The sequence below is a fragment of the Caballeronia sp. LZ028 genome, assembly GCF_031451415.1.
In the GTDB taxonomy this organism is placed as follows: domain Bacteria; phylum Pseudomonadota; class Gammaproteobacteria; order Burkholderiales; family Burkholderiaceae; genus Caballeronia; species Caballeronia zhejiangensis.
In genome coordinates this window covers 63,919-89,921 of sequence record NZ_JARUXN010000002.1, presented here as the reverse complement: position 1 = coordinate 89,921, position 26,003 = coordinate 63,919, and the positions used below count along the sequence as shown (strand labels likewise).

Annotated in this window: 23 protein-coding genes; 10 read left to right on the top strand and 13 right to left on the bottom strand. The window is 63.5% G+C overall.

The features are described 5' to 3' along the window. Positions 1 to 148 precede the first annotated feature (148 nt). The 6 genes from QCE58_RS15055 to QCE58_RS15030 form a co-directional block, all read right to left on the bottom strand. A complete protein-coding gene (locus tag QCE58_RS15055) occupies positions 149 to 1,186 on the bottom strand; it encodes a hypothetical protein (protein ID WP_008346076.1) in 1,038 nt (345 codons plus the stop codon). Between the two features lie 2 nt (positions 1,187 to 1,188). Continuing rightward, positions 1,189 to 2,745 (bottom strand): MBOAT family protein, encoded by a 1,557-nt coding sequence (locus tag QCE58_RS15050; protein ID WP_250522391.1) that lies wholly within the window; start codon positions 2,743 to 2,745, stop codon positions 1,189 to 1,191. 195 nt (positions 2,746 to 2,940) lie between these two features. Next, a complete protein-coding gene (locus tag QCE58_RS15045; RefSeq protein ID WP_033536923.1) occupies positions 2,941 to 3,270 on the bottom strand; it encodes a ribbon-helix-helix domain-containing protein in 330 nt (109 codons plus the stop codon). Between the two features lie 90 nt (positions 3,271 to 3,360). Beyond that, positions 3,361 to 4,944, bottom strand: a complete 1,584-nt coding sequence (locus QCE58_RS15040) for a GMC family oxidoreductase (protein ID WP_008346081.1) — start codon at positions 4,942 to 4,944, stop codon at positions 3,361 to 3,363. A gap of 36 nt (positions 4,945 to 4,980) precedes the next feature. Next, entirely contained in the window at positions 4,981 to 5,622 is a 642-nt protein-coding gene (locus QCE58_RS15035; RefSeq protein ID WP_008346083.1) for a twin-arginine translocation signal domain-containing protein, read from the bottom strand. A gap of 73 nt (positions 5,623 to 5,695) precedes the next feature. Next, entirely contained in the window at positions 5,696 to 6,094 is a 399-nt protein-coding gene (locus QCE58_RS15030) for a VOC family protein (protein WP_008346085.1), read from the bottom strand. Between the two features lie 303 nt (positions 6,095 to 6,397). Here QCE58_RS15030 and QCE58_RS15025 point away from each other — a divergent pair, with 303 nt between their 5' ends. Genes QCE58_RS15025 through QCE58_RS15015 form a run of 3 tightly spaced genes read left to right on the top strand, consistent with a single transcriptional unit; the run spans position 6,398 to position 11,345 of the window. Continuing rightward, entirely contained in the window at positions 6,398 to 7,684 is a 1,287-nt protein-coding gene (locus QCE58_RS15025; protein WP_008346087.1) for an MFS transporter, read from the top strand. A gap of 24 nt (positions 7,685 to 7,708) precedes the next feature. Further along, entirely contained in the window at positions 7,709 to 10,123 is a 2,415-nt protein-coding gene (locus QCE58_RS15020) for a glycoside hydrolase family 31 protein (RefSeq protein WP_250522392.1), read from the top strand. Between the two features lie 31 nt (positions 10,124 to 10,154). Further along, positions 10,155 to 11,345, top strand: coding sequence for a porin (locus QCE58_RS15015; protein ID WP_250520197.1), 1,191 nt, complete (start codon positions 10,155 to 10,157; stop codon positions 11,343 to 11,345). An 11-nt stretch (positions 11,346 to 11,356) separates the two neighbouring features. On the opposite strand, the gene QCE58_RS15010 is transcribed toward QCE58_RS15015, so the two are convergent. Continuing rightward, complete coding sequence (locus QCE58_RS15010) at positions 11,357 to 12,919, bottom strand: FAD-dependent oxidoreductase (RefSeq protein WP_409014123.1); 1,563 nt, start codon at positions 12,917 to 12,919, stop codon at positions 11,357 to 11,359. Between the two features lies 1 nt (position 12,920). Then, a complete protein-coding gene (glpK, locus tag QCE58_RS15005) occupies positions 12,921 to 14,444 on the bottom strand; it encodes a glycerol kinase GlpK (RefSeq protein WP_175980313.1) in 1,524 nt (507 codons plus the stop codon). Between the two features lie 224 nt (positions 14,445 to 14,668). Here glpK and QCE58_RS15000 point away from each other — a divergent pair, with 224 nt between their 5' ends. Further along, positions 14,669 to 15,436, top strand: a complete 768-nt coding sequence (locus QCE58_RS15000; RefSeq protein WP_008346095.1) for a DeoR/GlpR family DNA-binding transcription regulator — start codon at positions 14,669 to 14,671, stop codon at positions 15,434 to 15,436. A gap of 99 nt (positions 15,437 to 15,535) precedes the next feature. Then, positions 15,536 to 16,459: a DMT family transporter gene (locus QCE58_RS14995; protein WP_250522393.1), complete on the top strand. Its 924-nt coding sequence runs from the start codon at positions 15,536 to 15,538 to the stop codon at positions 16,457 to 16,459. A 3-nt stretch (positions 16,460 to 16,462) separates the two neighbouring features. Here QCE58_RS14995 and QCE58_RS14990 read toward each other — a convergent pair whose 3' ends face one another. Beyond that, positions 16,463 to 18,205, bottom strand: coding sequence for an IlvD/Edd family dehydratase (locus tag QCE58_RS14990; RefSeq protein ID WP_008346097.1), 1,743 nt, complete (start codon positions 18,203 to 18,205; stop codon positions 16,463 to 16,465). Positions 18,206 to 18,530: 325 nt separating this feature from the next. Between QCE58_RS14990 and QCE58_RS14985 the strand changes: the two genes are divergently transcribed. From QCE58_RS14985 to QCE58_RS14970, 4 genes are read left to right on the top strand one after another with little or no spacing between them, the layout of a single operon-like run. Beyond that, positions 18,531 to 19,637, top strand: coding sequence for a sugar ABC transporter substrate-binding protein (locus QCE58_RS14985; RefSeq protein ID WP_008346098.1), 1,107 nt, complete (start codon positions 18,531 to 18,533; stop codon positions 19,635 to 19,637). Beyond that, on the top strand, positions 19,637 to 20,647 hold the full coding sequence (locus tag QCE58_RS14980; RefSeq protein ID WP_250522394.1) for an ABC transporter permease: 1,011 nt from the start codon (positions 19,637 to 19,639) through the stop codon (positions 20,645 to 20,647). Before QCE58_RS14985 ends, QCE58_RS14980 begins: the two co-directional genes overlap by 1 nt. Continuing rightward, entirely contained in the window at positions 20,647 to 21,438 is a 792-nt protein-coding gene (locus QCE58_RS14975; RefSeq protein WP_250522395.1) for an ATP-binding cassette domain-containing protein, read from the top strand. The genes QCE58_RS14980 and QCE58_RS14975 overlap by 1 nt, the downstream gene beginning before the upstream one ends. Positions 21,439 to 21,457: 19 nt before the next feature. After that, on the top strand, positions 21,458 to 22,201 hold the full coding sequence (locus tag QCE58_RS14970; protein ID WP_008346102.1) for a FadR/GntR family transcriptional regulator: 744 nt from the start codon (positions 21,458 to 21,460) through the stop codon (positions 22,199 to 22,201). Between the two features lie 254 nt (positions 22,202 to 22,455). On the opposite strand, the gene QCE58_RS14965 is transcribed toward QCE58_RS14970, so the two are convergent. Beyond that, positions 22,456 to 22,869 carry a hypothetical protein gene (locus QCE58_RS14965; protein WP_309779798.1) on the bottom strand — a complete coding sequence of 138 codons (414 nt, stop codon included), beginning with the start codon at positions 22,867 to 22,869 and terminating at the stop codon, positions 22,456 to 22,458. Positions 22,870 to 22,909: 40 nt separating this feature from the next. Here QCE58_RS14965 and QCE58_RS14960 point away from each other — a divergent pair, with 40 nt between their 5' ends. Further along, a complete protein-coding gene (locus QCE58_RS14960) occupies positions 22,910 to 23,818 on the top strand; it encodes a lipopolysaccharide biosynthesis protein (protein ID WP_175980308.1) in 909 nt (302 codons plus the stop codon). Here QCE58_RS14960 and QCE58_RS14955 read toward each other — a convergent pair. From QCE58_RS14955 to QCE58_RS14945, 3 genes are read right to left on the bottom strand one after another with little or no spacing between them, the layout of a single operon-like run. Beyond that, positions 23,811 to 24,131 carry a Rieske 2Fe-2S domain-containing protein gene (locus tag QCE58_RS14955; protein ID WP_008346109.1) on the bottom strand — a complete coding sequence of 107 codons (321 nt, stop codon included), beginning with the start codon at positions 24,129 to 24,131 and terminating at the stop codon, positions 23,811 to 23,813. The two genes, QCE58_RS14960 and QCE58_RS14955, sit on opposite strands and share 8 nt — an antisense overlap. Next, positions 24,128 to 24,946, bottom strand: a complete 819-nt coding sequence (locus tag QCE58_RS14950) for an intradiol ring-cleavage dioxygenase (RefSeq protein WP_250522397.1) — start codon at positions 24,944 to 24,946, stop codon at positions 24,128 to 24,130. The genes QCE58_RS14955 and QCE58_RS14950 overlap by 4 nt, the downstream gene beginning before the upstream one ends. Next, positions 24,943 to 25,998: a maleylacetate reductase gene (locus QCE58_RS14945; protein WP_250522398.1), complete on the bottom strand. Its 1,056-nt coding sequence runs from the start codon at positions 25,996 to 25,998 to the stop codon at positions 24,943 to 24,945. Before QCE58_RS14945 ends, QCE58_RS14950 begins: the two co-directional genes overlap by 4 nt. Positions 25,999 to 26,003: the final 5 nt, after the last annotated feature.

Below are 26,003 nucleotides of genomic sequence, written 5' to 3'. Positions count from 1 at the left end.
CGATTCTGTTGCACGGTAATCTAGCAGCGTGACGGAAATCGTGCCAGCAACGCGCAAAATTCGCAGATACCCCCGCTTCGCATTGTCTCCTGGTTCGAAATGGAAGGAAGTTATGGCCTGCCGATAGCCGCTCGCGACAACTTCGCGTTCATCGCAAGTCGAGCCATTGCTTCAATGCGGGATGGCTTTTGATCGAGTCTTCGAGCAATCCGGTTCTCAATGTCCTGCCTTCGGTGTTCATGTGGAGGTCGGTGTTCAGAAACAGTTTGCGGTTGAAGAGAAGCTGGTTCCGGTCGTCGAGCACGGTTCCGAGCGGAGAAATGGCGCTGGCGAATTGCTTCGATGCCTCTTCGACCCGATCCGCGCGCGTCGTGCTCGTCTGCACATAGGGCGTATTGGCGAAGTAGACCGACACGCCCTTGTCGTGCATCGCATGGACGAATCGCTTCAGCACGAGAAAGCTATCCGGACAGATTTCCGTTTCCTGTTCCGCCGATTCCGGACGTCCCGTGTAATTCGAGCCATCGATCTGCTGCATGTTGCCCAGGCCGTCGAGGTGATACGCGGAATAGGCGAATGATGTCGGCGGCGGCGCATCGATGAATCTCGTCACGATTTCCTGATCGTGAAATGCGCGAAGCCTGTCTTCGATGGATTTCGGAAACCATGTCTCGCGAATTCGAGCCTGCGCGAGTTCGAAGATGAGTCCGGGACCCATCGATGTAATTGCGTCCAGCCGCCGGAATATCGACCACGTCCGCCAGCGGTCGTGATCCCAGGCGATGGCGTTTCGCGCTCTCCAGGTGGCATTCTCCTTGTTGGCATCGTCGCAATAGTATTCGCGCTCCAGTGCGAGAATCACGGTGTCGTCGTTCTCGGCGACGGACGTCACTTCGCCAAGGATTTCATCGAGCGCGAGTCCCGCGTGAAATCCGTAATTCAAAACCGGAATGCCGAGATCCTTGCTCAGTTGCGTCGTGTCCACGCTGAAAAGCACGTTCGATCCGGCCGCTACGATCAGTTTTCGCTGTCCCTTGTAATGCTGCGCGATGCTCCGCTTCACGACCGTCATTTCCCGTACCCAATACTCGCCGGCAATTGGCGCGGGCGCGAGCATCAATGCCGCCGAGAACCAGGCGATCGCGATAATGGCCAGCGACGTCGCGAAGATTTTCAGATACGTCATGGTCAGAACTCGAAATAGAGAAACTCCGATGGACCCGCTGATCCAATAGCCAGAACCACGACGAAAAAGAGCAACGCCGAAAGACTTGCGGCCAATAACGTGGCGTCGACCCGGCGCGGCAATATCCGGTTCCGGACGCGCGTGAATGAAAGTTCAGCCGACCTGTAGCGCTCCAGCAAACGCTGCAGGTTCGGGAATCCCCACACGAGAACGAAGCCGAACAGCAGCGTGACGAACACCATCGACGGAATGCCGACGGATGGCAGAAAGCCGTCGAAACGCAGCTTCGAACGGAGAACGGGAACGATATGCCGTTCCAAAGACGCGGGTAGCGAAACACCGTGAAAACCCGCCATGCCCGCGAGCATGTTCCAGGCGGTCTGAAAGTTCTCGGCCCTGAAGAAAACCCATCCCACGACGACGGCTAAAAAGGTCAGCGCTACGCCTGCGATTCGCGCGAACCGGCTCGAACCATCTATTCCCAGACGCGGAGACACGGCGCGCCAGCCGTGATTCACGATCAGATACGCGCCATGCAATCCGCCCCACGCGATGAACGTCCATCCGGCGCCGTGCCACAAGCCGCCCAATAGCATCGTTATCATCAGATTGACGTAGCGGCGCAGCGGGCCGCCGTGTTTCCTTCCGCCGAGCGGTATATACAGGTAATCCCGCAGAAACGCGGATAGCGTCATGTGCCAGCGCCGCCAGAAGTCGATGATGCTGGCCGCCTTATAGGGCGAATCGAAATTGATCGGAAGTTTGACGTTGAAGAGCAGTGAGATGCCCACGGCCATATCGCAATAGCCGGAAAAGTCGAAATACAACTGGAGCGTGTACGCGAGCGCGCCCGTCCAGGCTTCGAAGAAAGTCAGCGGCACGCCCGCACTCGCCGCGCTGAAAAGCGGCACGGCGCCTTTGGCTAGCGTGTCTGCAATCAGAACTTTCTTCGCGAGCCCCAGCACGAAAACCGTCAATCCGGCGGATATGTTCTCCGGATTCATCCGGAAGGTTTTCGGATTGCCGAACTGCGGCATCATCTGACTGTGATGCAGCACCGGTCCTGCGATCAGATGCGGGAAATACGTGACGAACAGTAAGTAGTTGACGAAGTTGTATTCGCGCGCGATGCCGCGATAGACATCGACGAGAAAGGCGATCTGCGTGAACGTAAAGAACGAGATTCCCAACGGCAGAATGATGTCGAGCGCCGCAAGATTCATCCCCAGCAGATGATTCGATGAATCGATGAGAAAGTTGGCGTATTTATAGTAGCCGAGCAGACCCAGATCGATTGTTATGGCGCCGATAAGAATCAGCTTCGGATGGCCGCTTTTCCTTTCGCTTTCCCTGCCGATCCACCACGCGGCGGCATAGTTGAACAGGATGGAACCGAGCAAGAGCACGACAAAGCGTGGCGTCCATATTGCATAAAACCAAAGCGACGCCAGCCCGAGCCAGAGCGCAGCGAGCCGATGGCTATAACGCCCGAGCAGAAACGCGCCGACGAAAACCACGGGAAGAAACGCGAAGATGAACGAATAGGAATTGAAAAGCATGCTCGAGACTCCGCGGCAAACGGCGTCCGGGCGTGCATCACCGCGGATGCGTCGTCGTTCGTTGTCGGTCGAACAGGATGCTAGATGCTGAATGGGACGGCGGGCGGCGCTTGGCCGATGTCACCATCGCTTTGGCTGACGGAAAGGGGCACGCCGAAGCCCGGCGCGCTCGCGTTCAATGAGGAATGCGTCGAACTAGCCCGCTTTCAGCACACGCAGGGCCACCGCGCCCGCCGCCTCGCCTTCGGCCGCCTGCTTCGCCTCGCGCATCGACAGATAGCGCAAACAGCACACGCGCAGAAACGACGCGAAGTTGGTCGGCGCTTCGCCGCGCAGCGCGATCAGTTCGTCGTAGAGCTTGACGGCGAACTGGCTCGTCGTGAGATTTTCGCGCCCGGCGATTTCGTGCAGCACGTCCCAGAAGAGATTTTCGAGCCGGACGGTAGTGATCACACCATGAATGCGCAGCGAACGCGTGCGCGATTCATAAAGGATCGGATCGGCGTTGATGTACACCCGACACATGACGTTGATCTCCAGGAAACGGGCCGCCATGCTCGTCGCACGACGGCCGACCGAACAAACTACTCCGCTACGCGATCATCGGCAATCACGTCAAACCCTGCGCTGCTTCATCTGGCCGGCGATGTAGTCGGCCTGACGGATCGCCAGCGTGACGATCGTGAGCGTCGGGTTTTCCGCCGCGCCCGTCGTGAACTGGCTGCCATCGGAGATGAACAGGTTCGCCACTTCGTGCGTCTGGCCATGCGAATTGCAGACGCCGTCGGCGGCTTTCGCGCTCATGCGCGCGGTGCCGAGATTGTGCGTCGACGGATACGGCGGCACGAGATACGTCGCCTTCGCGCCCGCCGCTTCGTACACCGCGCTGCCCTGCTTGTACGCGTGCTGGCGCATCGCTTCGTCATTCGGATGATCGTCGAAGTGGACGTTCGGCACCGGCAAGCCGTACTGATCCTTCACGTCGGTGTTGAGCGTGATGCGGTTCTGTTCGCGCGGCATGTCCTCGCCGACGATCCACATGCCCGCCGTGTACTGATACTGATCCATCGCCGCCGCGAAGTTCGGCCCCCACGAGCCGGGGTCGAGAAACGCCGCATAGAAGGGCAGCCCGAGCGAAAGCGTCTCCATGTGATAGCCGCCCGCGAAGCCGCGCTTCGGATCGAACACGGATTCATCCTCGATGATGCCGGCCATCGTCGTGCCCTTGAACATCTCGACCTTGTCGTTGAACACGCCGTAGACCGAGCCTGTCGTGTGCCGCATGTAGTTGCGGCCGACCTGGCCCGAGCCGTTCGCGAGGCCATCTGGGAACTTGCTCGACTGCGAGTTGAGCAGGAGCCGCGGCGTCTCGATCGCATTGCCCGCCACCGCGACGACGCGCGCCCTCTGCCGTTGCAGCTTGCCGTCCTTGTCGTAATAGACGACGCCCGTCGCCTTGCCGCGCGCATCGTGCTCGATCTTCACGACATGCGATTGCGGGCGCAATTCCATGCGGCCCGTCGCCTGCGCGCGCGGCAGTTCGGTATAGAGCGTCGACCACTTCGCGCCCATGCGGCAGCCCTGAAAGCAGAAGCCGCGCTGAAAGCAGTGCGTGCGATCGTCGCGGACCGTGCTGTTGATCGCCATATGGCCGGTGTTGCACTCCTTGTAGCCGAGCTTCGCCGCGCCCGCCGACATCACTTTGAAGTTGTTGTTGCCCGGCAGGCCCGGATTGCCGTTCGTGCGCGTGACGCCCATCTTCTTTTCGGCGCGGTCGTAGTAGGGATCGAGCTCCGCGCGCGTCACCGGCCAGTCGAGCAGATTGGCGCCCTGCACGTCGCCGTAAGTCGTCTTGGCCTTGAACTCGTGCGGCTGAATGCGCAGGCTCGCGCCCGCCCAGTGGACCGTCGTGCCGCCCACGGTCTTGCAGATCCACGCGGGCAGGTTGGGGAAATCTTTCGCGACGCGCCAGTTGCCCGATGTCGTGCGATTGTCGAGCCATGAAAGCTGCTTGAACGCGCTCCACTCTTCCGTCGCGAAATCGCCTTGCGTGTGCATCGCGCCTGCTTCGAGCACGACCACGTCGACGCCCTTCTGCGCGAGTTCGTTGGCGAGCGTCCCGCCGCCCGCGCCCGATCCGATGATCACCACGACGTGATCGTCGTTGTGCCTGAACTGCACCTTGTTGTCCGTGTACATGTCTGTCTCCGTTTTCCGTCGGATCGCTCGAATGGGTTAGCTGTCTTTCGGAATCGGACCGCTGTTCGCGAGAGGCGGATCGGGCAGCCATGACAGGTTGTTGAAACCCTGATAGAGATAGCCGCCATCGCCCTTCGATGCGCCATAGCCGAAGTGCTGATACGCCAGCGCGTTGCTGTACAGGGACACGACGGCCGTGCTGCGTACGGTGTTGAAGAACGGCGTGCCCGCGAGCGCGGCGACGTCCTGCGCCTTGTCGTTCGCGCCGCGCCTCGTCCAGTCGGAGCCGGCTTTGGCGTCGAGCTGCGCGACGCCGTCGGCGAGTTGCTGGCGCACGGCGGGATCGGCTTTCGCCTTGGCGTCGAGATCCTTGACGACGAGCGCGTAGACGGCGTCATCGAGTGTTGCGTGCGGATAGATCTGTCGCGTGACTTGCAGCAGCACTTCGCCCTGATGCGTGTCGAGCCCCTGCATTTCGAGCGCCCAGACGCGGCTCGGCGCGAGGCTCGCGAAGATCGAGGTCGCCGCGATGGTGCCGACCAGCACGCCGGTGCCGCGCAGAAATTCGCGTCGCGTCAGTGCGATGTTCGGTGGCGCGGCGATGTCGTCGTGGTCGTGATGCTCTTCACCGTCGTGCGCGCGCCGCTGCGCGACGATCGGGATGATCGTGTCTCGCATGTCTCTCTCCTTGTGGGGCACTGCAACAGCTTATTTATGTGTGTGGTCCCGCGTGATGCCGCTGACTATCTGACTATTCGTAATGTCCATGCCGTTCGAGAACCTCGATCTTGTAGCCGTCCGGATCCTGAATGAAGAAGTAACGCGCGATGAGCGAGCCGTCGTCGTTCTTGAATTCGCGCACGTCGTTGGGTGAGAGACCGAGGCCGATCAGACGCTCGCGCTCCGCCTTCGCATCCGGCACGCTCACGGCGACGTGGCCGTAGCCGTCGCCATGTGTGTATGGCTCGGCGCGTCCCTTGTTCCAGGTGAGTTCGAGCTCGGCGTTGGTTTCGTCGTTGCGCAGATAGGCGAGCGTGAAGTCCGGAAAGTCCAGCCGGTGCGCGACGCCGAGATCGAAAGCCTTCTCGTAGAAATCGAGCGAGCGTTGCAGGTCCTGCACGCGAATCATCGTGTGAATGAGCTTTGACATGAGCGCCTCCCCTTTTTAGTGAAGTTTAGGAAGCCGCGCGCGCAAAGGGTAATGGCCGGTTAAATCGGGCGTAGGCGTTTGCCCGGGGCTTGCGCATTGGCTCGACGCCACATGATCGAAAACGAACATCCGAACGCTGAAACGAAACTATTTGTCGCAATTGAGATAAATTTCGGTCGCCGAGAGTAGGATTGAACCGGCTTTTCGATGCCGAACGTTCGAATTCGATCATCGCGATAGCCGAACAGAAAGGGCACTGCGCGCCGCCGCTCATCGCCCGTCGAGAACAACGGAGACTCAATCTTGAAAACAGTCATCGGCTTGCGCTGGTGGATCATCGCGCTCGTCTGCGCGGGCACGATCGTCAACTATCTTTCGCGCAACGCGCTCGGCGTCATGGCCGCCGAGCTGAAAACGCTCATGAACATGAGCACGCAGCAGTATTCCTATGTCGTCGCCGCGTTTCAGGTCGGCTATACGATCATGCAGCCGGTGTGCGGACTCATCATCGATGTAATCGGGCTGCGGCTCGGCTTCGCGCTGTTCGCGTGCCTCTGGTCCGCGACCGGCATGGCGCACGCGCTCGCCGGCGGCTGGGTGTCGCTCGCGGCGCTGCGCGGACTCATGGGCCTCTCGGAAGCCGTCGCGATTCCGGCGGGGATGAAGGTCGTCGCCGAATGGTTTCCGAATCGCGAGAAGTCGGTCGCGGTCGGCTACTTCAACGCCGGCACGTCGCTCGGCTCGCTGTTCGCGCCTCCGCTCGTCGTCTTTCTTTCGCTGCGCTACGGATGGCAAAGCGCGTTCGTCGTGACCGGCGCGATGGGCTTCGTCTGGGCCGCGTTCTGGTACTGGCTGTATCGCGGGCCGCGCGAGCATCCGAAGATCGGCGAGCAGGAGAAGAACGCGATCATCGAAGGGCAAACGCCCGTGACGAACCGCCCGGGCGAGCAACGCCGCATCCGCGAAGTGCTCGGCACGCGCCGCTTCTGGGCCATCGCGCAGGCGCGCTTTTTCGCCGAACCCGCGTGGCAAACCTTCAGCTTCTGGATTCCGCTCTATCTCGCGACCGAGCGTCACATGGACCTCAAGCAGATCGCCATGTTCGCGTGGCTGCCGTTTCTCGCCGCCGATCTCGGCGGGCTGTTCGGCGGCTATCTTTCGCCGTTTCTGATGAAGCGTTTCCGCGTGCCGCTCATCGCGTCGCGCATCGCGGGCGTCGTGCTCGGCGCGTTCATGATGATCGGGCCCGCGTGCATCGGGCTCGTCGCGTCGCCGTATGAAGCCATCGCGCTGTTCTGCGTCGGCGGCTTCGCGCATCAGATGATCTCGGCGCTCGTCAACACGCTCGCCGCCGATGTCTTCGAGCCCGGCGAAGTCGGCACCGCCGCGGGCTTCGCGGGCATGGCGGCGTGGATCGGCGGACTGGGCTTTTCGCTCGTCGTCGGCGCGCTCGCGGATTCGGTGGGCTTCACGCCGCTCTTCGCCGCGCTCGGCGCGTTCGACCTGATCGGCGCGGCGCTGCTCGTCGTGCTGATGCGCGGCGTGACGAGCGACGCGAATCCGCCCGGCGCGGCGCATCGGGCCGCCTGAGATCGAATGAACGGGAGACACATCATGGCCAACTTGAAGAATCGTCCGCGTTTCGCGATTTCGGAGCGAACGGACAACCGCGTCGCGCTGAGTTCCGCCGATGGCGCGGGCATCGAACTGTTCGTCCTCGCCGATGACATCATCCGCGTGCTGGTCTTGCCGCACGGCGAGCTGCGCGGGCCGCGCACCTGGGCGATCGCGCCCGGACAGGACGACGTGCCGCTCGAAGGACGCGACCGCTACGATACGAGCGGCTTCGCGAGCGCACCGTTCACGATGTCGGACGATGACCAACACGTCGTCATCGAGACAGCGATGATCCGCTTGACGATTGCGCTCGACGGCGGCTTCTGCTCGTGGCAAATCGTGCGCGACCGCCAGTGGCATCACGTCATGAACGATCGCAAGACGCAGGCGTACAACTTCGGCTGGTGGGACGAGCGCGTGTATCACTACATCGCGCGCAAGCCGGGCGAAATGTACGTGGGACTCGGCGAACGCGCGGGTTCGCTCGACCGCGCGAATCAAAGCTACGAGATGCGCAACGTCGATGCGATGGGCTACAACGCCCGCACGACCGATCCGCTCTACAAGCACATTCCGTTCTACGTGACGTGGCAGCCGGAGACATCGACGGGCTTCGGTCTCTTCTACGACACGCTCGCCGATTGCCGCTTCGACATGGGCCGCGAGCTCGACAACTATCACGGGCACTATCGGCACTTCATCGCGGAGCACGGCGATCTCGACTATTACTTCATCGCGTCGCCCGACACGCCGCTTCACGCCGTGCGCCGCTTTACATGGCTGACGGGTCGTCCCGCGTGGATGCCGAAGTGGGGCCTCGGCTACTCCGGCTCGACGATGAGCTATACCGACGCCCCCGACGCGCAAAAGCGCATGGCCGAATTCATCGACCGATGCCGCGAGCACGACATCCTGTGCGATTCGTTCCATCTTTCGTCGGGCTATACGTCGATTGGCGGCAAGCGCTACGTGTTCAACTGGAATCGCGACAAGTTTCCCGATATCGACGGTTTCGTGACGAGCTATCTGCGCGAAGGCGTGCGGCTGTGTCCGAACATCAAGCCGTGTCTGCTGCGGGATCACCCGCTGTTCGATTCCGTCGCCGATGCCGGTCTCCTGATCGAAACGCGCGACGGCGAACCGGCGTGGGTGCAGTTCTGGGACGAAGTCGGCGCGTATCTCGACTTCACGAATCCGCGGACCATCGACTGGTGGAAAGCGCGCGTGAAGGAAAGCCTGCTCGCGCACGGCATCGCCGCGACGTGGAACGACAACAACGAGTTCGAAATCTGGAGCGCGGATGCAATCGCGCGCGGCTTCGGCGAGCCGTTTCCGGCGCGCGAGGCCAAGGTCCTGCAGACGCAACTGATGATGCGCGCCTCGCGCGACGCGCAGCGCGAACGTGCGCCCGGCGTGCGGCCGTTTCTCGTATCGCGCTCGGGCGGCGTCGGCATGCATCGATATGTGCAGACGTGGTCGGGCGACAACTACACGTCGTGGGACACGCTGCGCTTCAATCTCAAGATGGGCCTCGGTCTCGCGATGTCGGGCGTGTCGAACAGCGGACATGACATCGGCGGCTTCGCGGGGCCCGCGCCGGATCCCGAACTGCTGTCGCGCTGGGTCGCGTTCGGCATCTTTCTGCCGCGCTTTTCCATCCACTCATGGAACGACGACGGCACCGTCAACGAGCCTTGGATGTATCCGCAAACTACCAATCTCATCGCCGGTCTCATCAAGCTGCGTTACCGGCTGATTCCGTACCTGTACCAACTGCTGTGGCGATCGCATCGCGCGTACGAACCGGTGCTCCGTCCGATGTTCGCCGAATTCCCCGACGATCCGCTCTGCCTCGAAGACGGCGACGACATGATGCTCGGCTCGTCGCTGCTCGTCGCGCCGGTCGTCGAGGCGGCGCAAAGCGAGCGACGCATCCATCTGCCGAAGGGCGCGCGCTGGTCGTCCTACTGGAGCGGCGAAGTCTTCGACGGCGGCCAAACGGTCACGCTGCCCGCGCCGCACGATCGCCCCGTCATGCTGATCCGCGAAGGGCATGTGATTCCGCTGAACATCGCGGAGCAGCACTTCGCGCGTCCCGCCGATGAACGCGCGTTCATCGCGTTGCCTTGCGCGGGCGCCGGCGTCGCGCGCGGCGATTGCATCGAAGACGACGGCGAATCCGAAGCGTGGCGCGACGGCGTGCACGGGCGCTGGCGCGTCGTCATCGAAAGCGATGCGCGAAGCCTGTGCATCGCGATAGAACGCCACGGCGCGATGCCGCGCGTGCAGAACGAAGTCCGCGTGAGCGTGCCCGCATCGGATACGCGCGTCGCGACCTGCGCGACGGGCGAGCTGGCCGGCGAGCGCATCGCGGACGGCTGGCGTCATATCACGCTGCGTCTTGCAGACTGAGCCTCAACACTTCACGGGAAAGTAATCAGCAATGAAGTCCTTGAATCGCGCACGGACGCGCGCAGGCGTCCTCACGTCCATTTCTCTCGCCGTCGCCCTGTTCAGCGGCACGGCGACGGCCCAAAGCAGCGTCACGCTCTACGGCGTCGTCGATAACGCGTTCGCGTATGTCAGCAACCAGCGCGGGCAGTCCAACGTCTACATGAGCCAGGGCAATCTGCAGGCGAGCAAGTTCGGGCTTCTCGGCGCGGAAGATCTCGGCGGCGGCACGAAGGCGATCTTCCGGCTCGAAAGCGGCTTCAATTCGCTGACGGGCGCGCAAGCCAGCGCAAACGCGATGTTCAATCGTCAAGCCTATGCGGGCTTGAGCCACGAGCGTTACGGCACGCTGACGCTCGGCCGCCAGTACACGCCTTACTTCAGCATGGTCGGCGCGCTCGGACCGACGGGCGTGCTGACCGGCGCGACCGGCGCGCATCCCGGCGACGTCGATGCCCTCGACACCACGCTGCGCTTCAACAACGCGGTCACGTATGCGTCGCCGGTGATCGCGGGTCTCGCGTTCAGCGTTCAATACGCGCTCGGCGGCGCGCCGGGCAGCATCGCGAGCGGCAGCAACTTCAGTGCCGCGCTTCGCTACGACTACAAGCCTTTCGCGATCGCGGCGGGCTACGTGAAGCTGAAAGACATCGCGACCAGCCCGGCGCTCGGGAGCTTCGCGATCAACTCGCCGGTGAACAACGGCTACGCGAGCGCACAAAGCGCGCAACTGATCGCGGCGGCGGCGCGCTACACGTACAACGATCTGATGCTCGGCCTCAACTATTCCAACGTGCACTATGCGCCGGGCTCGCGCTCGCTTTTCGCCGATGAAGCCGTGTTCAACAGCTACGGCGCCATCGCCACTTACCGGTTCACGCCCGCGGTGAATGTCGCGGCGGGCTACAGCTACACGCGCGCGAGCAGGGCCAACGGCATCGGCGATGCGGCGCAGTATCACCAGATTTCGTTCGAGGAAACGTACAGCCTGTCGGCGCGCACTACGTTCTATGCGCTGCAGGCGTATCAGCACGCGCGGGGTCAGTCGCTCATCGCGTCGGGCGGAACGGGCGGCGTGGCGATTGCGAATGCCGTGGCGGTCGTCGGCGATTCGCAGAACGCGTCGCCTTCGTCGGGACCGTCGCAGTTCGTCGCGATGGTCGGCATCCGGCACGCGTTCTGATCGACGCGCCGCTACGACAGCATCCAGGTTCGCGCGAACGCATCGAAACGCGCGATTTCCTCCGCTTGCCATTGCGCGCCGTGCCCGAGTTCTTCGGCCATGATTCTGGCGACTTCGGGCGCGGCATCGCGGGCGGCGGCGGCATCGAGAAACAACGCGCGATTGCGCCGCGCGAGCACATCCTCGACACAGCGCGCGAGTTCGGCCCGCGCCGCGAAGCGCGTCTGCGCCTCGGTCAGGCCGCTCGCCTTCACCAGAACGTTTTGCGCGCCCGGCAGACGATCGATGATTGCCCCATCGGAACCGTAGTAGCCGTGTTGCTCCGCCGTCGATCCATGCAGCGGCAACGACGCCGTTCGGCACGGCGCAGCGCTCAGCAGGTGCTTCGAGACGGCGAGATCGATCACCTGCTGCGCCATCAGACGGTACGTGGTCCACTTGCCGCCCGTCACGGTGATCATGCCGGTCGCGTTCATTTCGATGGTATGTTCGCGCGACAACGACGCGGTCGATGCCGCGCCGTCACTCTTCACGAGCGGACGCAGCCCCGCCCATACGCTCAGGACATCGTCGCGCGTCGGCTTGACGGACAGATAATCGGCAGCCGTCGCGAGAATGAAATCGATGTCCTCGTCGCTCGCGCGCGGATCGAGCGGCAAGTCGTGACGCGGCGTGTCGGTCGTACCGACTATCGCGTGACCGTGCCACGGCACGATGAACAGCACGCGCCCGTCCTGCGTCTTGGGCACGAGGATCGCGCTATCGCTGCGCAGGAAGCGGCCGGGCAAGGTCAGATGCACGCCCTGGCTCGGCGCGACGATCGGGCGCGCGCCGGGCTCGGCCATCGCGCGGATCGAATCGACCCAGACGCCCGTCGCATTGACGACGCAGCGCGCGTTCACCGCGAACCGGTCGCCGCTTTCGACGTCCTCCACCTCCAGCCGATGACGCCCCGCCGCGCGATCGAACTGCACGCCGCGCACCGCCGCATTGTTCAGCGCGACGCCACCGAGATCGAAGAGCGTGCGCATCAGCGTGATGGCGAGACGCGCGTCGTCGAACTGGCCGTCGAAATAAAGCGTGCCGCCGCGCAGCGCGTGACCGTGCAGCGATTCGGCGAGCATCGGCGATTTCGCGCGGGTTTCGGCGAGATCGAGGCTGCGGCTCGCACGCAGGTTGAGCGAGCCCGCGAGCCAGTCGTAGATCTTGAGGCCCGCGCCGTACGTCAGCTTGTCGCCGAGCCGGTACGCGGGAACGATGAAACCGAGCGCGTGCACGAGATGCGACGCATTGCGCGCGAGCAGTCCGCGCTCTCGCAACGCTTCGCGAACGAGCGGGATGTTGCCCTGCGCGAGATAGCGCACGCCGCCGTGCACGAGCTTGGTGGCCTTGCTCGATGTGCCCTTCGCGAAGTCGCGCGCTTCGAGCAGCAAGGTCCGATAACCGCGCGACGCCGCATCGACGGCCGTGCCGAGACCGCTCGCGCCGCCGCCGATCACGACGACATCGAAGAACGGCGTCTGATCTGTTTCGCGCAAGAGCGCCGCGCGTCCGGATGGCATGTTCGTTTTCATGTCAGACCGTGGAAAGCGGTTCTTCGGCGGGATGTTCCCAGGCGCGGGCGCGATCGATCGCGCGATGCCAGCGCTCGATGTGCATCGCGCGTTCCGCCGACGCCATCGCGGGTTCGAACCGGCGCGCGGGCGGCCACGCGCTCGCGATTTCGTCGCGGCTCGACCAGAAGCCCGATCCGAGTCCGGCGAGGCAGGCCGCGCCGAGCGCGGTCGATTCCGTGACGCTCGGGCGCACGACGGGACGGCCGAGCAGATCGGCCTGAATCTGCATCAGCAGGTCGCTCTGCGACGCGCCGCCGTCCGCGCGCAGCTCGCTCACGGCGATGCCGGCATCGGCTTCCATCGCGTCGAGCACATCGACCGTCTGGAACGCGATGGCTTCGAGCGCGGCCCGCGCGATATGCGCGCGATTCGTCCCGCGCGTCATGCCGAGCAGCGTGCCGCGCGCGTAGGGATCCCAATACGGCGCGCCCAGACCCGCGAATGCGGGCGCGAGCACGACGCCTTCGCTCGACGAACATTGCGCGGCGAGCGCGCTGATTTCCGCCGCGCTTTCGATGAACCCGAGGCCGTCGCGCAGCCACTGGACGATCGCGCCGCCCATGAAAACCGCGCCTTCCAGCGCGTAGGTGCGCTGCCCGCCGAATTCCCAGCCGATCGTGGTCAACAGCCGATGCCGCGATGCGACCGGCTGCGCGCCTGTGTTCATCAGCATGAAAAGGCCGGTGCCGTAGGTATTCTTGACGAGGCCCGGCTCGACGCAGCCCTGCCCGAAGGTCGCGGCCTGCTGGTCGCCGGCGACGCCTGTGATCGGAATCGGCGCGCCGAACAACGCGGCGTCGGTATGGGCGATCGCTCCGCTCGATGCCACGACTTCGGGAAGCACGGCGCGCGGGATATCGAAGAGCGCCAGCAGCCCGTCGTCCCATGCGCCTGCGCGGATGTCGAAGAGCGCGGTGCGCGCGGCATTCGATACATCGGTTACGTGGCGGCGGCCTGCGCTCAGTTGCCAGAGGAGCCAGCTATCGACGGTGCCGAACGCCAATTCGCCGCGGCACGCGCGCGCGCGCAGGCCGGGCGCGCTGTCGAGCAGCCACGCGAGCTTGGTCGCGGAAAAGTATGGATCGATGCGCAAGCCCGTCTTTTCTTCGATGAGCGATTCCGCGCCGGATTCGATCAGACGGGCGCAATGCGCGGCGGTGCGGCGGTCCTGCCAGACGATCGCGGGTCCGACGGGCGCGCCCGTTTGCCGGTCCCAGAGCAGCGTGGTTTCGCGCTGATTGGCGATGCCGATGGCGGCGATATCCGAAGCCCGCGCGCCGGCCTTCTGCATCGCTTCGTGCGCGACGGCGAGTTGCGACTGCCAGATGTCGGCGGGATCGTGCTCGACCCGCCCCGGCTGCGGATAATGCTGCGCGAACTCCCGCTGCGCGCTCGCTATCACGCTGCCCGAATGGGCGAACAGCATCGCGCGGGAACTGGTCGTGCCCTGGTCGAGGGCAAGGATAAAACGTCGCTGGCTCATGCGGCCACTCCAGACAGCCGGTTCGGAGAATGTTCGAATACGAATCTGAATATTCGTTTTCAACCATCGTAGCATCGCGTGGCGTCGACGGAAAGATGGCGGACGCACTGTTCGAGCGCATGTGAACCGGCAATTTCAGAGCCGGCGTTGGTCGGCGGCGGCTTTCGTCGTACACTGCGCGCATCCGATAATTTTCATTTTTTTGCGATTCCGAGCAGCTTTCGATGACATCCGACCAAGCACTGAACGGCAGGCAGCGCGCGCTGCTGGATCGCGTCGCCCGAGACGGCTTCGCGACCATCGAAGACCTCGCGGCGCAATTCGACGTCACACCGCAGACGATCCGGCGCGACGTCAACTGGCTGTCCGATCGGAACCTGCTGCGCCGATATCACGGCGGCGCGAGCGCGCTGACGAGCTCCGAGAACGCCGCGTACACGGCGCGTCAGCAGATGTTTCTCGACGAGAAGCGTCGCATCGCGAGGCGGGTCGCGGCGGAGATTCCGAATCACGCGACGCTCTTCATCAATCTCGGCACGACGACCGAGGAAGTGGCGCGCGCGCTGCGCCAGCATACGGGCCTGCGCGTCATCACGAATAACCTGAACGTGGCGAACATTCTCGCGGACGAGTCCGACGCGGACCTGATGGTCGCGGGCGGCAAAGTGCGCGCGCGCGACAAGGGCGTCGTGGGCGAGCAGGCCGTCGACTTCATCCGGATGTTCAAGGTGGACTTCGGGATCATCGGCATTTCGAGCATCGAGGAAGACGGCACGCTTCGGGACTTCGACATCGCGGAAGTGCGCGTGGCGCAGGCGATCATCGAGCAGTCGCGCACGGTGTTTCTCGTTGCGGATCATTCGAAGTTCGGCCGCGCCGCGCTCGTGAAACTCGGGCATCTCAGCCAGATCGACGCGCTCTTCACCGACGCCCCGCCGCCCGAATGGATCGCGGAAAGTCTCGCCGATGTTGCCGTGCATGTCGCGGATTAAGGCGACGCGATCGGCGAACGGTCCTTGTCGCCCGCAGCGTCGCGGACACTACAATCGGGTACTTTGACAGCATCCGCTTACAAGCACGGGGACGCGAACATGGCGCAAGCGCCGCACATCGGCCGGAAGGAAGACCGCAGCACGCACAACGAACGCCGCTGGCTCGCGACCGGCGGTCCGATTCTCTTTCTGCTGCTCTGGTCCGCGGGCTTTCCGATTGCGAAAACCGGCCTGCATTACGCGTCGCCGCTGACGTTTCTCGCAATACGTTTCGCATTGAGCGTCGGCGTGCTGCTCGCGGTATGCGCCGTGAAGCGTCCGCAATGGCCGCGCAACGCGCGCGCGTGGCTGCATCTCGGCGTCGTCGGCTTTCTCGTGCAGGTGATGTACTTCGGACTGAGTTATCTGTCGATGACCGCGGGCATCGCGACGTCCGTGCTCGCGCTGATCGTGTCGTTGCAGCCGATTCTCGTCGGCGTGCTCGCGCCGAAGTTCGTCGGCGAACGCATCGGCGTGCGCAGATGGATCGGCTTGCTGCTCGGGCTCGCGGGCGCGGCCGGCGTGATCGTCGCGCGCGGGCCGCTGCATGCGGAATCGCTCGGTCCGGTGCTGATGGCGATCGGCGCGCTCGTCGGCATCACGGCCGCGATGCTCTATGAAAAGCGCCTGGGGACCGCGCAAGATCCGGTGACATCGAATCTCGTGCAATACAGCGTCGGCTTCGTGTTTTGCGCGCCGATGGCCTTGCTCTTCGAGCACACGCAAGTGCAATGGACGCCGGCATTCATCGCGACGCTCGCGTATCTCGTCGTCGGCAATTCGCTGATCGCGATCACGCTGCTGCTCGCGATGACGCGTGCGGGCAAGGTCTCGCAAGTCGCGTCGCTGTTCTTCTTCGTGCCGCCGGCAGCCGCCGTGCTGTCGTACTTCTTTCTCGACGAAGTGCTGCCGAGGACCGCATGGTATGCGATGGGCGTCGCCGTGCTCGGCGTCGCCATCGCCACATGGAAGCCGCGCAGATAGCGGCTAGTGCGAATGCTTCGGCACTTCCGCGCCACGGCATCCGACGAGAAAGTCGAAGTCGCAACCTTCATCGGCCTGAAGAACGTGCTCGACGTACAGCTTGCGATAACCCGTTTTATCCTCGGGAATCTCGCTCTTCGCCGCGTTCCACGCATCGAGGCGCGCGCGGATTTCATCGTCGCCGATGTCGATGCGTAGCACGCCGTTGTCGCAATCGAGCTCGATCCAGTCGCCATCGCGCACGATCGCAAGCGGCCCGCCCGCGCGTGCCTCGGGCGCGACGTGCAGCACGACGGTGCCATACGCCGTGCCGCTCATGCGCGCATCCGACACGCGCACCATGTCCGTCACGCCTTGCGCGAGCAGCTTCGGCGGCAAGCCCATGTTGCCGACTTCCGCCATGCCCGGATAACCCTTCGGCCCGCAATTCTTCATGACGAGCACGGAGTCCGCCGTGACATCGAGATCGGGATCGGCGATACGGTGCTTGTAGTCGTCGAAGTTCTCGAACACGACCGCGCGCCCGCGATGCTTCAGCAACGCAGCCGTCGCCGCCGACGGCTTCAGCACCGCGCCATTCGGCGCGAGATTGCCGCGCAGCACGCACAATCCGCCATCGGCGACGAGCGGCTTGTCGAGCGGCCGAATCACTTCGTCGTTGTAGAGCGGCGCTTCCTTCACGTTCTCCCACAGCGTGTGGCCGTTCGCGGTGAGCGCATCCGGATGCGGAATCAGGTTCGCTTCGCCGAGACGCCGCAAGACGGCGGGCAAGCCCCCGGCGTAGTAGAACTCTTCCATCAGGAAGCGGCCCGAAGGCTGCAAATCGACGAGCGTCGGCGTGCCGCGACCGATGCGCGTCCAGTCATCGAGTTCGAGCTTCACGCCGATGCGCCCCGCGATCGCCTTCAAATGAATCGCCGCATTCGTCGATCCGCCGATCGCCGCGTTCGCACGAATTGCGTTTTCGAAGGCCTCGCGCGTGAGCAGCTTGGACAGACGCAAATCCTCGAGCGCCATTTCGACGATACGCATGCCCGACAGATGCGCGAGCACATAGCGACGCGAATCGACCGCCGGAATCGCGGCGTTGTGCGGCAGCGTGACGCCGAGCGCTTCGGCCATGCACGCCATCGTCGATGCAGTGCCCATCGTGTTGCAGGTGCCCGTCGAGCGCGACATGCCCGCTTCCGCCGACATGAACTCGTGAATCGAAATCTTGCCCGCCTTCACCTGCTCGCTGAGTTGCCATACGACCGTGCCCGAGCCGATGTCGCGTCCTTCGTGCTTGCCGTTCAACATCGGTCCGCCCGAGACGACGATCGCGGGCACGTCGCAGCTCGCCGCGCCCATCAGCAACGCGGGCGTCGTCTTGTCACAGCCGACGAGCAGCACGACCGCATCGACGGGATTGCCGCGTATCGCTTCCTCGACGTCCATGCTCGCGAGATTGCGCGTGAACATCGCGGTGGGACGCAAATTCGATTCGCCGTTGGAGAACACCGGAAACTCGACGGGGAACCCGCCCGCTTCGAACACGCCGCGCTTCACGTGCTCGGCGAGCTTGCGGAAGTGCGAATTGCACGGCGTTAGTTCGGACCACGTATTACATATGCCGATGATTGGCTTGCCCGCGAACTCGTGGTCCGGAATGCCCTGGTTTTTCATCCAGCTCCGGTACATGAACCCGTTCTTGTCGGCGGTGCCGAACCACGCGGCCGAACGGAGCTTGGCTTTTGGGGCGCTCATGGCTTTGATCACTTGATGGGAAAGACCTATAAATAGCATGACTATATCGATGGGGCGTACCGGGAAAACGCTAATCGCCACGTCAAAACACTCTGCATATAGTTTGTCTATTGAAGTCAGCGCGCGGGCTTCGTCGTCCCAATTACTAGTTCAAAACGCCGCGCTCTCGAATCGCCCTCTCGCACTGTTCGCATGGTCATCCGCAACGCTTCGTTCTTTCATCCATGAAAGCCGCGTGTGTATGACGTGCCGTGAAACCCAGTATCTGACAGCGATCGACGATGAGTCGACCCATCGACCAACGAAGAAGAGACCGGAGGAACACATGGCGCAGAATCGGGATGACGACGCAAACGACAGCAAGCTCATCAGCGCGGGCCGGCGCGGCATCATGCAGGGCGCGGGACTCGGCGCGGCGCTGTCGCTCCTGGGCGGCGTGACCGGTGGCGGCGGTTTGATCTCGTCCGCGCAGGCGGCCGAAGCGGCGTTTCCGCAGCACAAGAAATGGAAGATCGTGTTCGTCAATCATGTGACGACGAACCCGTTCTTCGTGCCGACGCAATACGGCATTCAGGATGCGTGCTCCATGTTCGGCATGGACTATCAGTGGACCGGCTCGGCCACGTCCGACGCGGGCGAAATGGTGCGCGCGGTGAATTCTGCGATCGCTGCGAAAGCCGATGCGATCGCCGTGCCGATCGTCGATCCGAACGCATTCGACAAGCCCATTCAGGCCGCGCTCGACGCCGGCATTCCCGTATTCGCTTACAACGCCGATGCGCCGCGCGGCAAGACGAATCCGCGGCTCGCTTACATCGGACAGGATCTGTATCTGTCGGGTTATCAGATGGGCGAGCGAATCGCCAGCATGATCGACAGCGGCATGGTCGCGCTTTTCATCGCCACGCCGGGACAGTTGAACATTCAGCCGCGTCTCGACGGCGCGAGCGATGCGATCAAGAAATCCGGCAAGAAGATCGACATTCAGACGGTTGCGACGGGCGCGACCGTCAACGAAGAACTGTCGAAGATCAAGTCGTTCTATCTCGGCCATCAGGACCTGAAAGGCATGTTCGCAGTCGATGCCGGCAGCACGCAAGGCGTCGCGCAAGTGATGAAGGAATCGAACCTGCCTTCGAAGGGCGTGCATGGCGGCGGCTTCGATCTGTTGCCGCAGACGATCCAGCTCATCCACGAAGGCTTCCTCGATTTCACCATCGACCAGCAGCCGTATGTGCAGGGCTTCTACACGGTGATGGAAGCGTTCGTGTTCCTCGCGTCGGGCGGGCTCGTCGGGCCGGCGAACATCAATACCGGTCTCAAGTTCGTGACGAAGGATACGGTCGAGCCGTATCTCAACACGTCGACGCGTTATGAAGGCAAGACCACCAAGCCGCAAATCGTGCCGATGAAAGGGGCCATCAAGTCCTGATGAACACAGTGAACGAACCCCGTAAAGCAACGACGCCCGCGCGGATCGCCAGTCCGCGCGGTGCGTGGGCGTCGCATTGGGCGCCGGAGTTGCGCATCCTCCTCGTGGCCGTGCTGCTCGCGGCTTACTTCCAGTTCATCAACCACGACTTCCTGTTCAGCAACGCGAGCCTCGTCAACCTTTCGCAGTATGTCGCGCCGGTCGCGATCATCGCGTTCGGCGAGATCATGCTGATGATCGGCGGCGACATCGATCTGTCGGCGGGCATGGTCTTCGCATTCGCGCCGTTCATGATGGTGTTCGCGAACGAAGCGGGCGCGCCGATGTGGCTCGCGGTGATCGCGGGGCTCATCGCCGCGGCGATCATCGGCTTCGTGAACGGCGCGGTGACGGTCTTTCTGCGCCTGCCTTCGTTCGTGACGACGCTCGGCACGCTCTTTCTCATCAACGGCATCACGCTGACCGTCTCGCGGGGCACGCCCGCCGCGACGCCGGGCTCGCCGGAATTCGCCGCCGTGATGGGCGCGTGGGGCTATAGCGAGATCATCTGGACCGTTGCGATCGCGTTCGTCATGCATGTGCTGTTGCGGCATACGCGCTGGGGTCTGCACACGCAGGCGGCGGGCGCGAATCCGCTCGGCGCGAGCGAAGCGGGCATTCATGTGAACCGGCTGCGGCTCGGCAATTTCGTGCTCGCGGCGGTGCTCGCCGGATTCACGGGCATTCTCGAAAGCTTTCGCATCACGTCGATCGATCCGCAAGCGGGCGGCAATCAGATCATGTTCCTCGCCGTGGCCGCTGCCGTGATCGGCGGGACGCCTTTGACGGGCGGCTCGGGCACGATTGTCGGCGGACTGCTCGGCGCGGCGGTGCTCGGCATTCTGAGCGATGGCTTCACGCTCATCGGCATCAACGCGTTCACGTTCAACATCATTCTCGGCGCCGCGATTCTCGCCGCGATGATCTTCAATATCCACGTCGGCCGCATTCGCCGCAAGGGAGCACGGTGATGGCAGACCCGCAAGCAGTAGCCGCCACCGATCTCGCGCTGCGCGGCGACAAGCTCGTCAAACGCTTCGGCGCGGTGACGGCGCTCGACGGCGTGTCGCTTACGCTCGGCCGCGGCGAGATTCTCGGCATTCTCGGCGACAACGGCGCGGGCAAGTCGACGCTCGTGAAGATTCTCACGGGCTTTCATCAGCAGACGAGCGGCACGCTGCATGTGCACGGCGAGGAAACGCTGCTGAAGTCCGTCGATCATGCGCGCGCGCTCGGCATCGAATGCGTGTATCAGGACCTTGCGCTCGCGAATTCGCTGTCGATTTATCACAACATGTTCCTCAATCGCGAGATCGTGCGGCGCGGTCCGTTCAGGCTCGTCGATCACAAGCAGATGCGCGAGCGCGCGGCGCAATGTCTCGAGGATATCGGCGTACATGTGCCTTCGGTCGATCTGCCGGTCGAGCGTCTGTCGGGCGGTCAGCGTCAGGCGATCGCGGTCGCGCGCGCGGTGCATTCGAACGCGAAAATCCTGTTGCTCGACGAGCCGCTCGCCGCGATGGGCGCCCGCGAGGCCGCGCTCATCATCGATCTCGTGATGCGTTTGAAGGAAAAGGGCGGCCTCTCGATCATCATGATCATGCACAACTATGCGCAGACGCTGGACATCGCGGATCGCATCATGTTGATGCAGCGCGGCCGCGTGACTTACGAGCAGCGCAGCGCGAACACATCGGTCGCGGAACTGATGAATATCGTGAGACGGGAATATCGGGCGATGCGCGCGACGACCGCTCAATAGCCGTTTCGAGCTGCGCGTCATGGATTACCGCAACCCCAAGCAACGCAAGAGCATGCACGGACGCATCGTGCAGGAGCTCGGCATGCAGATCGTCAGCGGGCGCATTGCGCCGGGCGAGCGTCTGCCCGCCGAGCCCACGCTCTGCGAAAGCTACGGCGTGAGCCGTCCCGTGCTGCGCGAAGCGACGCGCGTGCTCGTCGCGAAGGGGCTCGTCGTATCGAAGCCGCGCGTGGGCAGCGTCGTGCGCGCGCGCGACGAATGGCACATGCTCGACCCCGACGTGCTCGTCTGGACCATCAGCCATCTTCCCGAAGGCGAGTTCTTCCGCTCGCTGATGACAGTCCGCCAGATCATCGAACCGGCCGCTGCCGCGCTCGCGGCCATCTCCGCGACGGATGACGACATCGCGCGCATCGGCGCTGCGTATGAGCGCATGGAAGGTGCGCAGACCGCCGCCGATCTGCTCGTTCCGGACCTCGAGTTTCATCGCTCGATCATGGCGGCCACGCACAACGACATGCTCGCGTATATCGGCAACATGCTGTCGCTCGCGCTCAGCGAGTCGATCAAGCTCACGAGCCGCCACCCGAATACGCACGCGCTGTCACTACCGCGTCACAAGGCGATCTTCACCGCGATCGCGAACCGCGATGCGCTCGCGGCGCGTCAGGCGAGCGTCGTGCAGCTCGACAACGCACGCGCCGACGCCACGTCCATCCTCGGCGGCGCGGCGCTCGAACCGGACCGTCCCCTCTCCGGGTAAGTTTTCCCGATCTTTCGCGTCGTAACGTTTGCATCGGACGAAATTCGTTCAAGTCCCGTTCATCCCTGCCGTAAACCCTATTGAGACCGGCTTCGACGCCGTCTCCTCTTCGCCCCACGTGTCCGGCAGCGCCCTCTTCCGGACGGCTCACCGGGGTTAATCGACAAGCATTCCACCGTTCCTGCGTCTGACGCGGGACGAAGGTCCGTTACCGGTCCGTCCGCGTTCGTCCGGACGACTCGCGCAACGTACGCCTACTTCGTGGAGATGGATGTCAGCCACTTAGTAATCCGTATTGAAATGACGAACTTCGCTCCGGCCTTCCGCTTCATCCGATTCAAGTCTATCGCGCTCGTTGCAGCGGTGAGCGTGTTGGTCGCCGCATGCGGCGGCGGCGGTGGCGGCGGCAGCGACAACGCATCATCGAGTAGCGCCGCGCAGAGCGGCAGCGCGTCGGCTTCTTCCGCGAGCGTGACGGGATCGGATACATCGCCATCGGGCACGGGGACGACCAAGCTCACGACGAGCCCGCCCGCCACCGCTAGCGACACCTCCGACGACACCGCGTCGAGCGGCACATCTTCGCCCACGGCCAGCGCGCCCGCTCCCGCGTCGAGCACGGATAGCACGAGCACCGATAACGCGAGCACCGGCAACACAGGCACCACGACGCCGACGCCGACGCCGTCCGCGCGACTCTTCTACGGCGTGAACGGTCACAACAATGAAGGCGGCGCCTACGATATCTCCAGCCCCGCGCTGCAGCTTTCGCAATTGCAGGATCTCGGCGCGAAGCTGTATCGCAACGAGGTCTATAGCCAGGGCACCGCGAACAAGCTCGCGGGCATCGCCGACATCATGGCGGCAGGCGGCGTCACCGTGTATCCGGTGATCCTGATGGACATCGCCACGTTCATCAACGAAACCGACGGCTACAACGCCGGTTTCGCGCTCGGCCAACAGACGGCGAGTTCGCGCCGCTATGCGTATTACGAGGTCACGAACGAGATGGAATCGGCGCTGCTGCTCGGCAATGTCGATGGCGTGCTTCCGTCGCAATACGATGCCGTCAAGTTCAGGATCCTGCGCGGCGTCATTCGCGGGATGATCGCGGGCATCAAGTCGGTCGATACGTCGGGGAAGATCATTCTGGGCGGCGGCACCTGGCTGCACTACGGCTTCGCGCAAATGCTCGCGGCCGGCACGGAGCCGGATGGCAGCACGGGGCATGAGGTCGTGAATTGGGACATCACCGCGTGGCACTGGTACTCGGACATGAACGACATCACCAACGCGTGCGGCGGCACGGGCTGTCACAACGTGCTCGCGGCGCTTCAGGCGCTCGGCAAGCCGATCTGGATCAACGAGGCCGGTGTGCGCCCGAACTTCGGCACCGATCAGCAGATCGCGGCATATCTCGTCGGCAACAAGATGTTGGCGCAGTTCGTCGCGCTCGCATCGACCTACGGCATCGAATCGGTTCAGACGTACCAACTCTATGACGATCCGGCGGGTCTTCCGGGCGGCGGCGCATACGGCTTGCTCGAGAACGACGGCCACACGCAGAAGGACGCCTATGCCGCGTACAAGAACTTCGTCGCGGCGCATCCTATGTGATGCTTTCGCCTTCGATCAGCACGCGGCCATTGTCGATGCGGATGGGTATGTGCCTGAGACTCGCGCCAAGGCATGGACCATCGACGCACACGCCGTCTTCGAAGCGAAACATCGCGCTGTGATGCGCGCACATCAGCAGCGCGCCTTCATAGGTCCAGAACGCGTCGGGCTCGTAGTTGAGCGGTATCGAGAAATGCGGGCAAACGTTGCGATACGCCCACGCATCGCCGCCGCGTCGCAGAACGAGAACCGATGGCGCGGCTTCGAAGCCGCCGCCATCGGGAATGTCGTCGAGCGCGCAAAGAACGTTCACGCGGGCTCCTTCACGAGCAGCGTGAAATCGCGCGCCACCTCGTAACCGCCCTCCTTCGCCACATACTCGATGACGAGCGAGCGCTTCACGCCGAACACTGCATCGGAGTTCACATACGGATCGTCGGACGAGTAGAGCGCGGTTGTCAGCGGCTCGTAGCCGGGTGCGTCGATACGAAAGTGGATGTGCGCGGGACGCATCGGATGACGTCCCGTAGCGACGAGCATCTGGCCGACGGGACCATCGGTCGGAATCGGATAGCTCGTCGGCTTGATCGAATGGAACGCGTACGCGCCGTCGGCATTCGTGCGAAAGCGCCCGCGCAGATTGCCTTCCGGCTGATCCGGGTCTTGGCCTTCGTACATGCCGTTCGGCGCGGTTTGCCAGACTTCGATCAGCGCATCGGCGACGGGCTTGCCGTTCACGTCGCCGACCGTGCCATGAAAGAACACCGGCTCGCCATCGCTTTGCGCGATGTTCGCGCCGAACGCCGATTCCTTCACGCCATCGCGATAGAACGGGCCGAGCAGACTGCTTTCGGTCGCGGCTTCATCGAGATGCTGATTGATGTCGTCGAGCACGATGGAAAGCCCCAGCGTATCCGACAGCAGAATGAACTCCTGCCGGATGCCGTCGCACTTCTTGCCCGTCGCCGTGAGGAACTCGATGCCGCGTCGCCATTCGTCGTGCGTGAGATTCACTTCGCGCGCGAACGCATGCAGATGACGCACCAGCGCGACGACGATCTCCTTCGTGCGCGTATCGGCGCATTGGCCGAAGGCGTCAGTGACGGATTGCGTGAGGTGTTCGTTCATGGTCGTCGTCCTTCGTAGGCCGCTTCGATCAGCGCACGCAGCGGCGCGCGTTCGACCGGACGCGGATTCCAGTACGGGCTTTTCAACGCGATATCGACGGCGATGTCGATATCGCTCTCCTTCATGCCGATGTCCTTGAGCGCGGTCGGCGCGCCGTTCGCCCGTGCGAGTTCGAATGTGCCTTGCGCGGCATCGTCGGCGTTCAATGCGCGAGCGATGCGCTTCATCGCGCCGGGCGCGGCATCGCGGTTATAGGCGAGCGCGTGCGGCAGCACGATGGTATGCGTTTCCGCGTGCGGCAGATTGAACGTACCGCCGAGCGTATGACACAGCTTGTGATGCAACGACATGCCTACGCTTCCGAGCACCGCGCCGCACAGCCACGCGCCGTAGAGACAATCGCTGCGCGCATTCATATCTTCAGGATTCCGGGCGACCTTGCCGATGCCTTGCGCGAGCGCGCGAATGCCTTCTTCGGCCATCAGGCTCACGATGGGATTCGCGTCCTGCGCGTACAGTCCTTCGGCAGCGTGCGCGATCGCGTTGATGCCGCTCGTCACTGAAAGCGACGCAGGCAGCGAGACCGTGAGTTGCGGATCGTAGATCACGGTTTTCGGCAGCACGCGCATGTCGCGGCCGGTCTTCTTCAAGCCGGCTTCGGTGAGGCCGTAGATCGGCGTCATTTCCGAGCCTGCGTAAGTGGTCGGCACGGCGAGTATCGGCAATGACGATGTCAACGCGATCGCCTTGCCGAGACCGGTCGTCGAGCCGCCACCGATGGCGATCGCGCAATCCGCGCCGATGCGCTCCGCATACTCCCGCGCCGCGCGCGCCGTTTCGACGGGAACGTGCATCACCGCTTCGGCGAACACGCCCGCCGCGCGATGTCCGATGCGTTCGGCGAGCGCTTCGGCCTGATCGCGTTGCGGCGGCGTCGAGAGAATGAGCGCGCGCCTTGCGCCCAGACGTTCGATCTCGCGTTCGACGTGTTCGATGCTTCCCGCACCGAACACGACGCGCGACGGCATGCCCTGATAAACGAACGATTGCATGATTT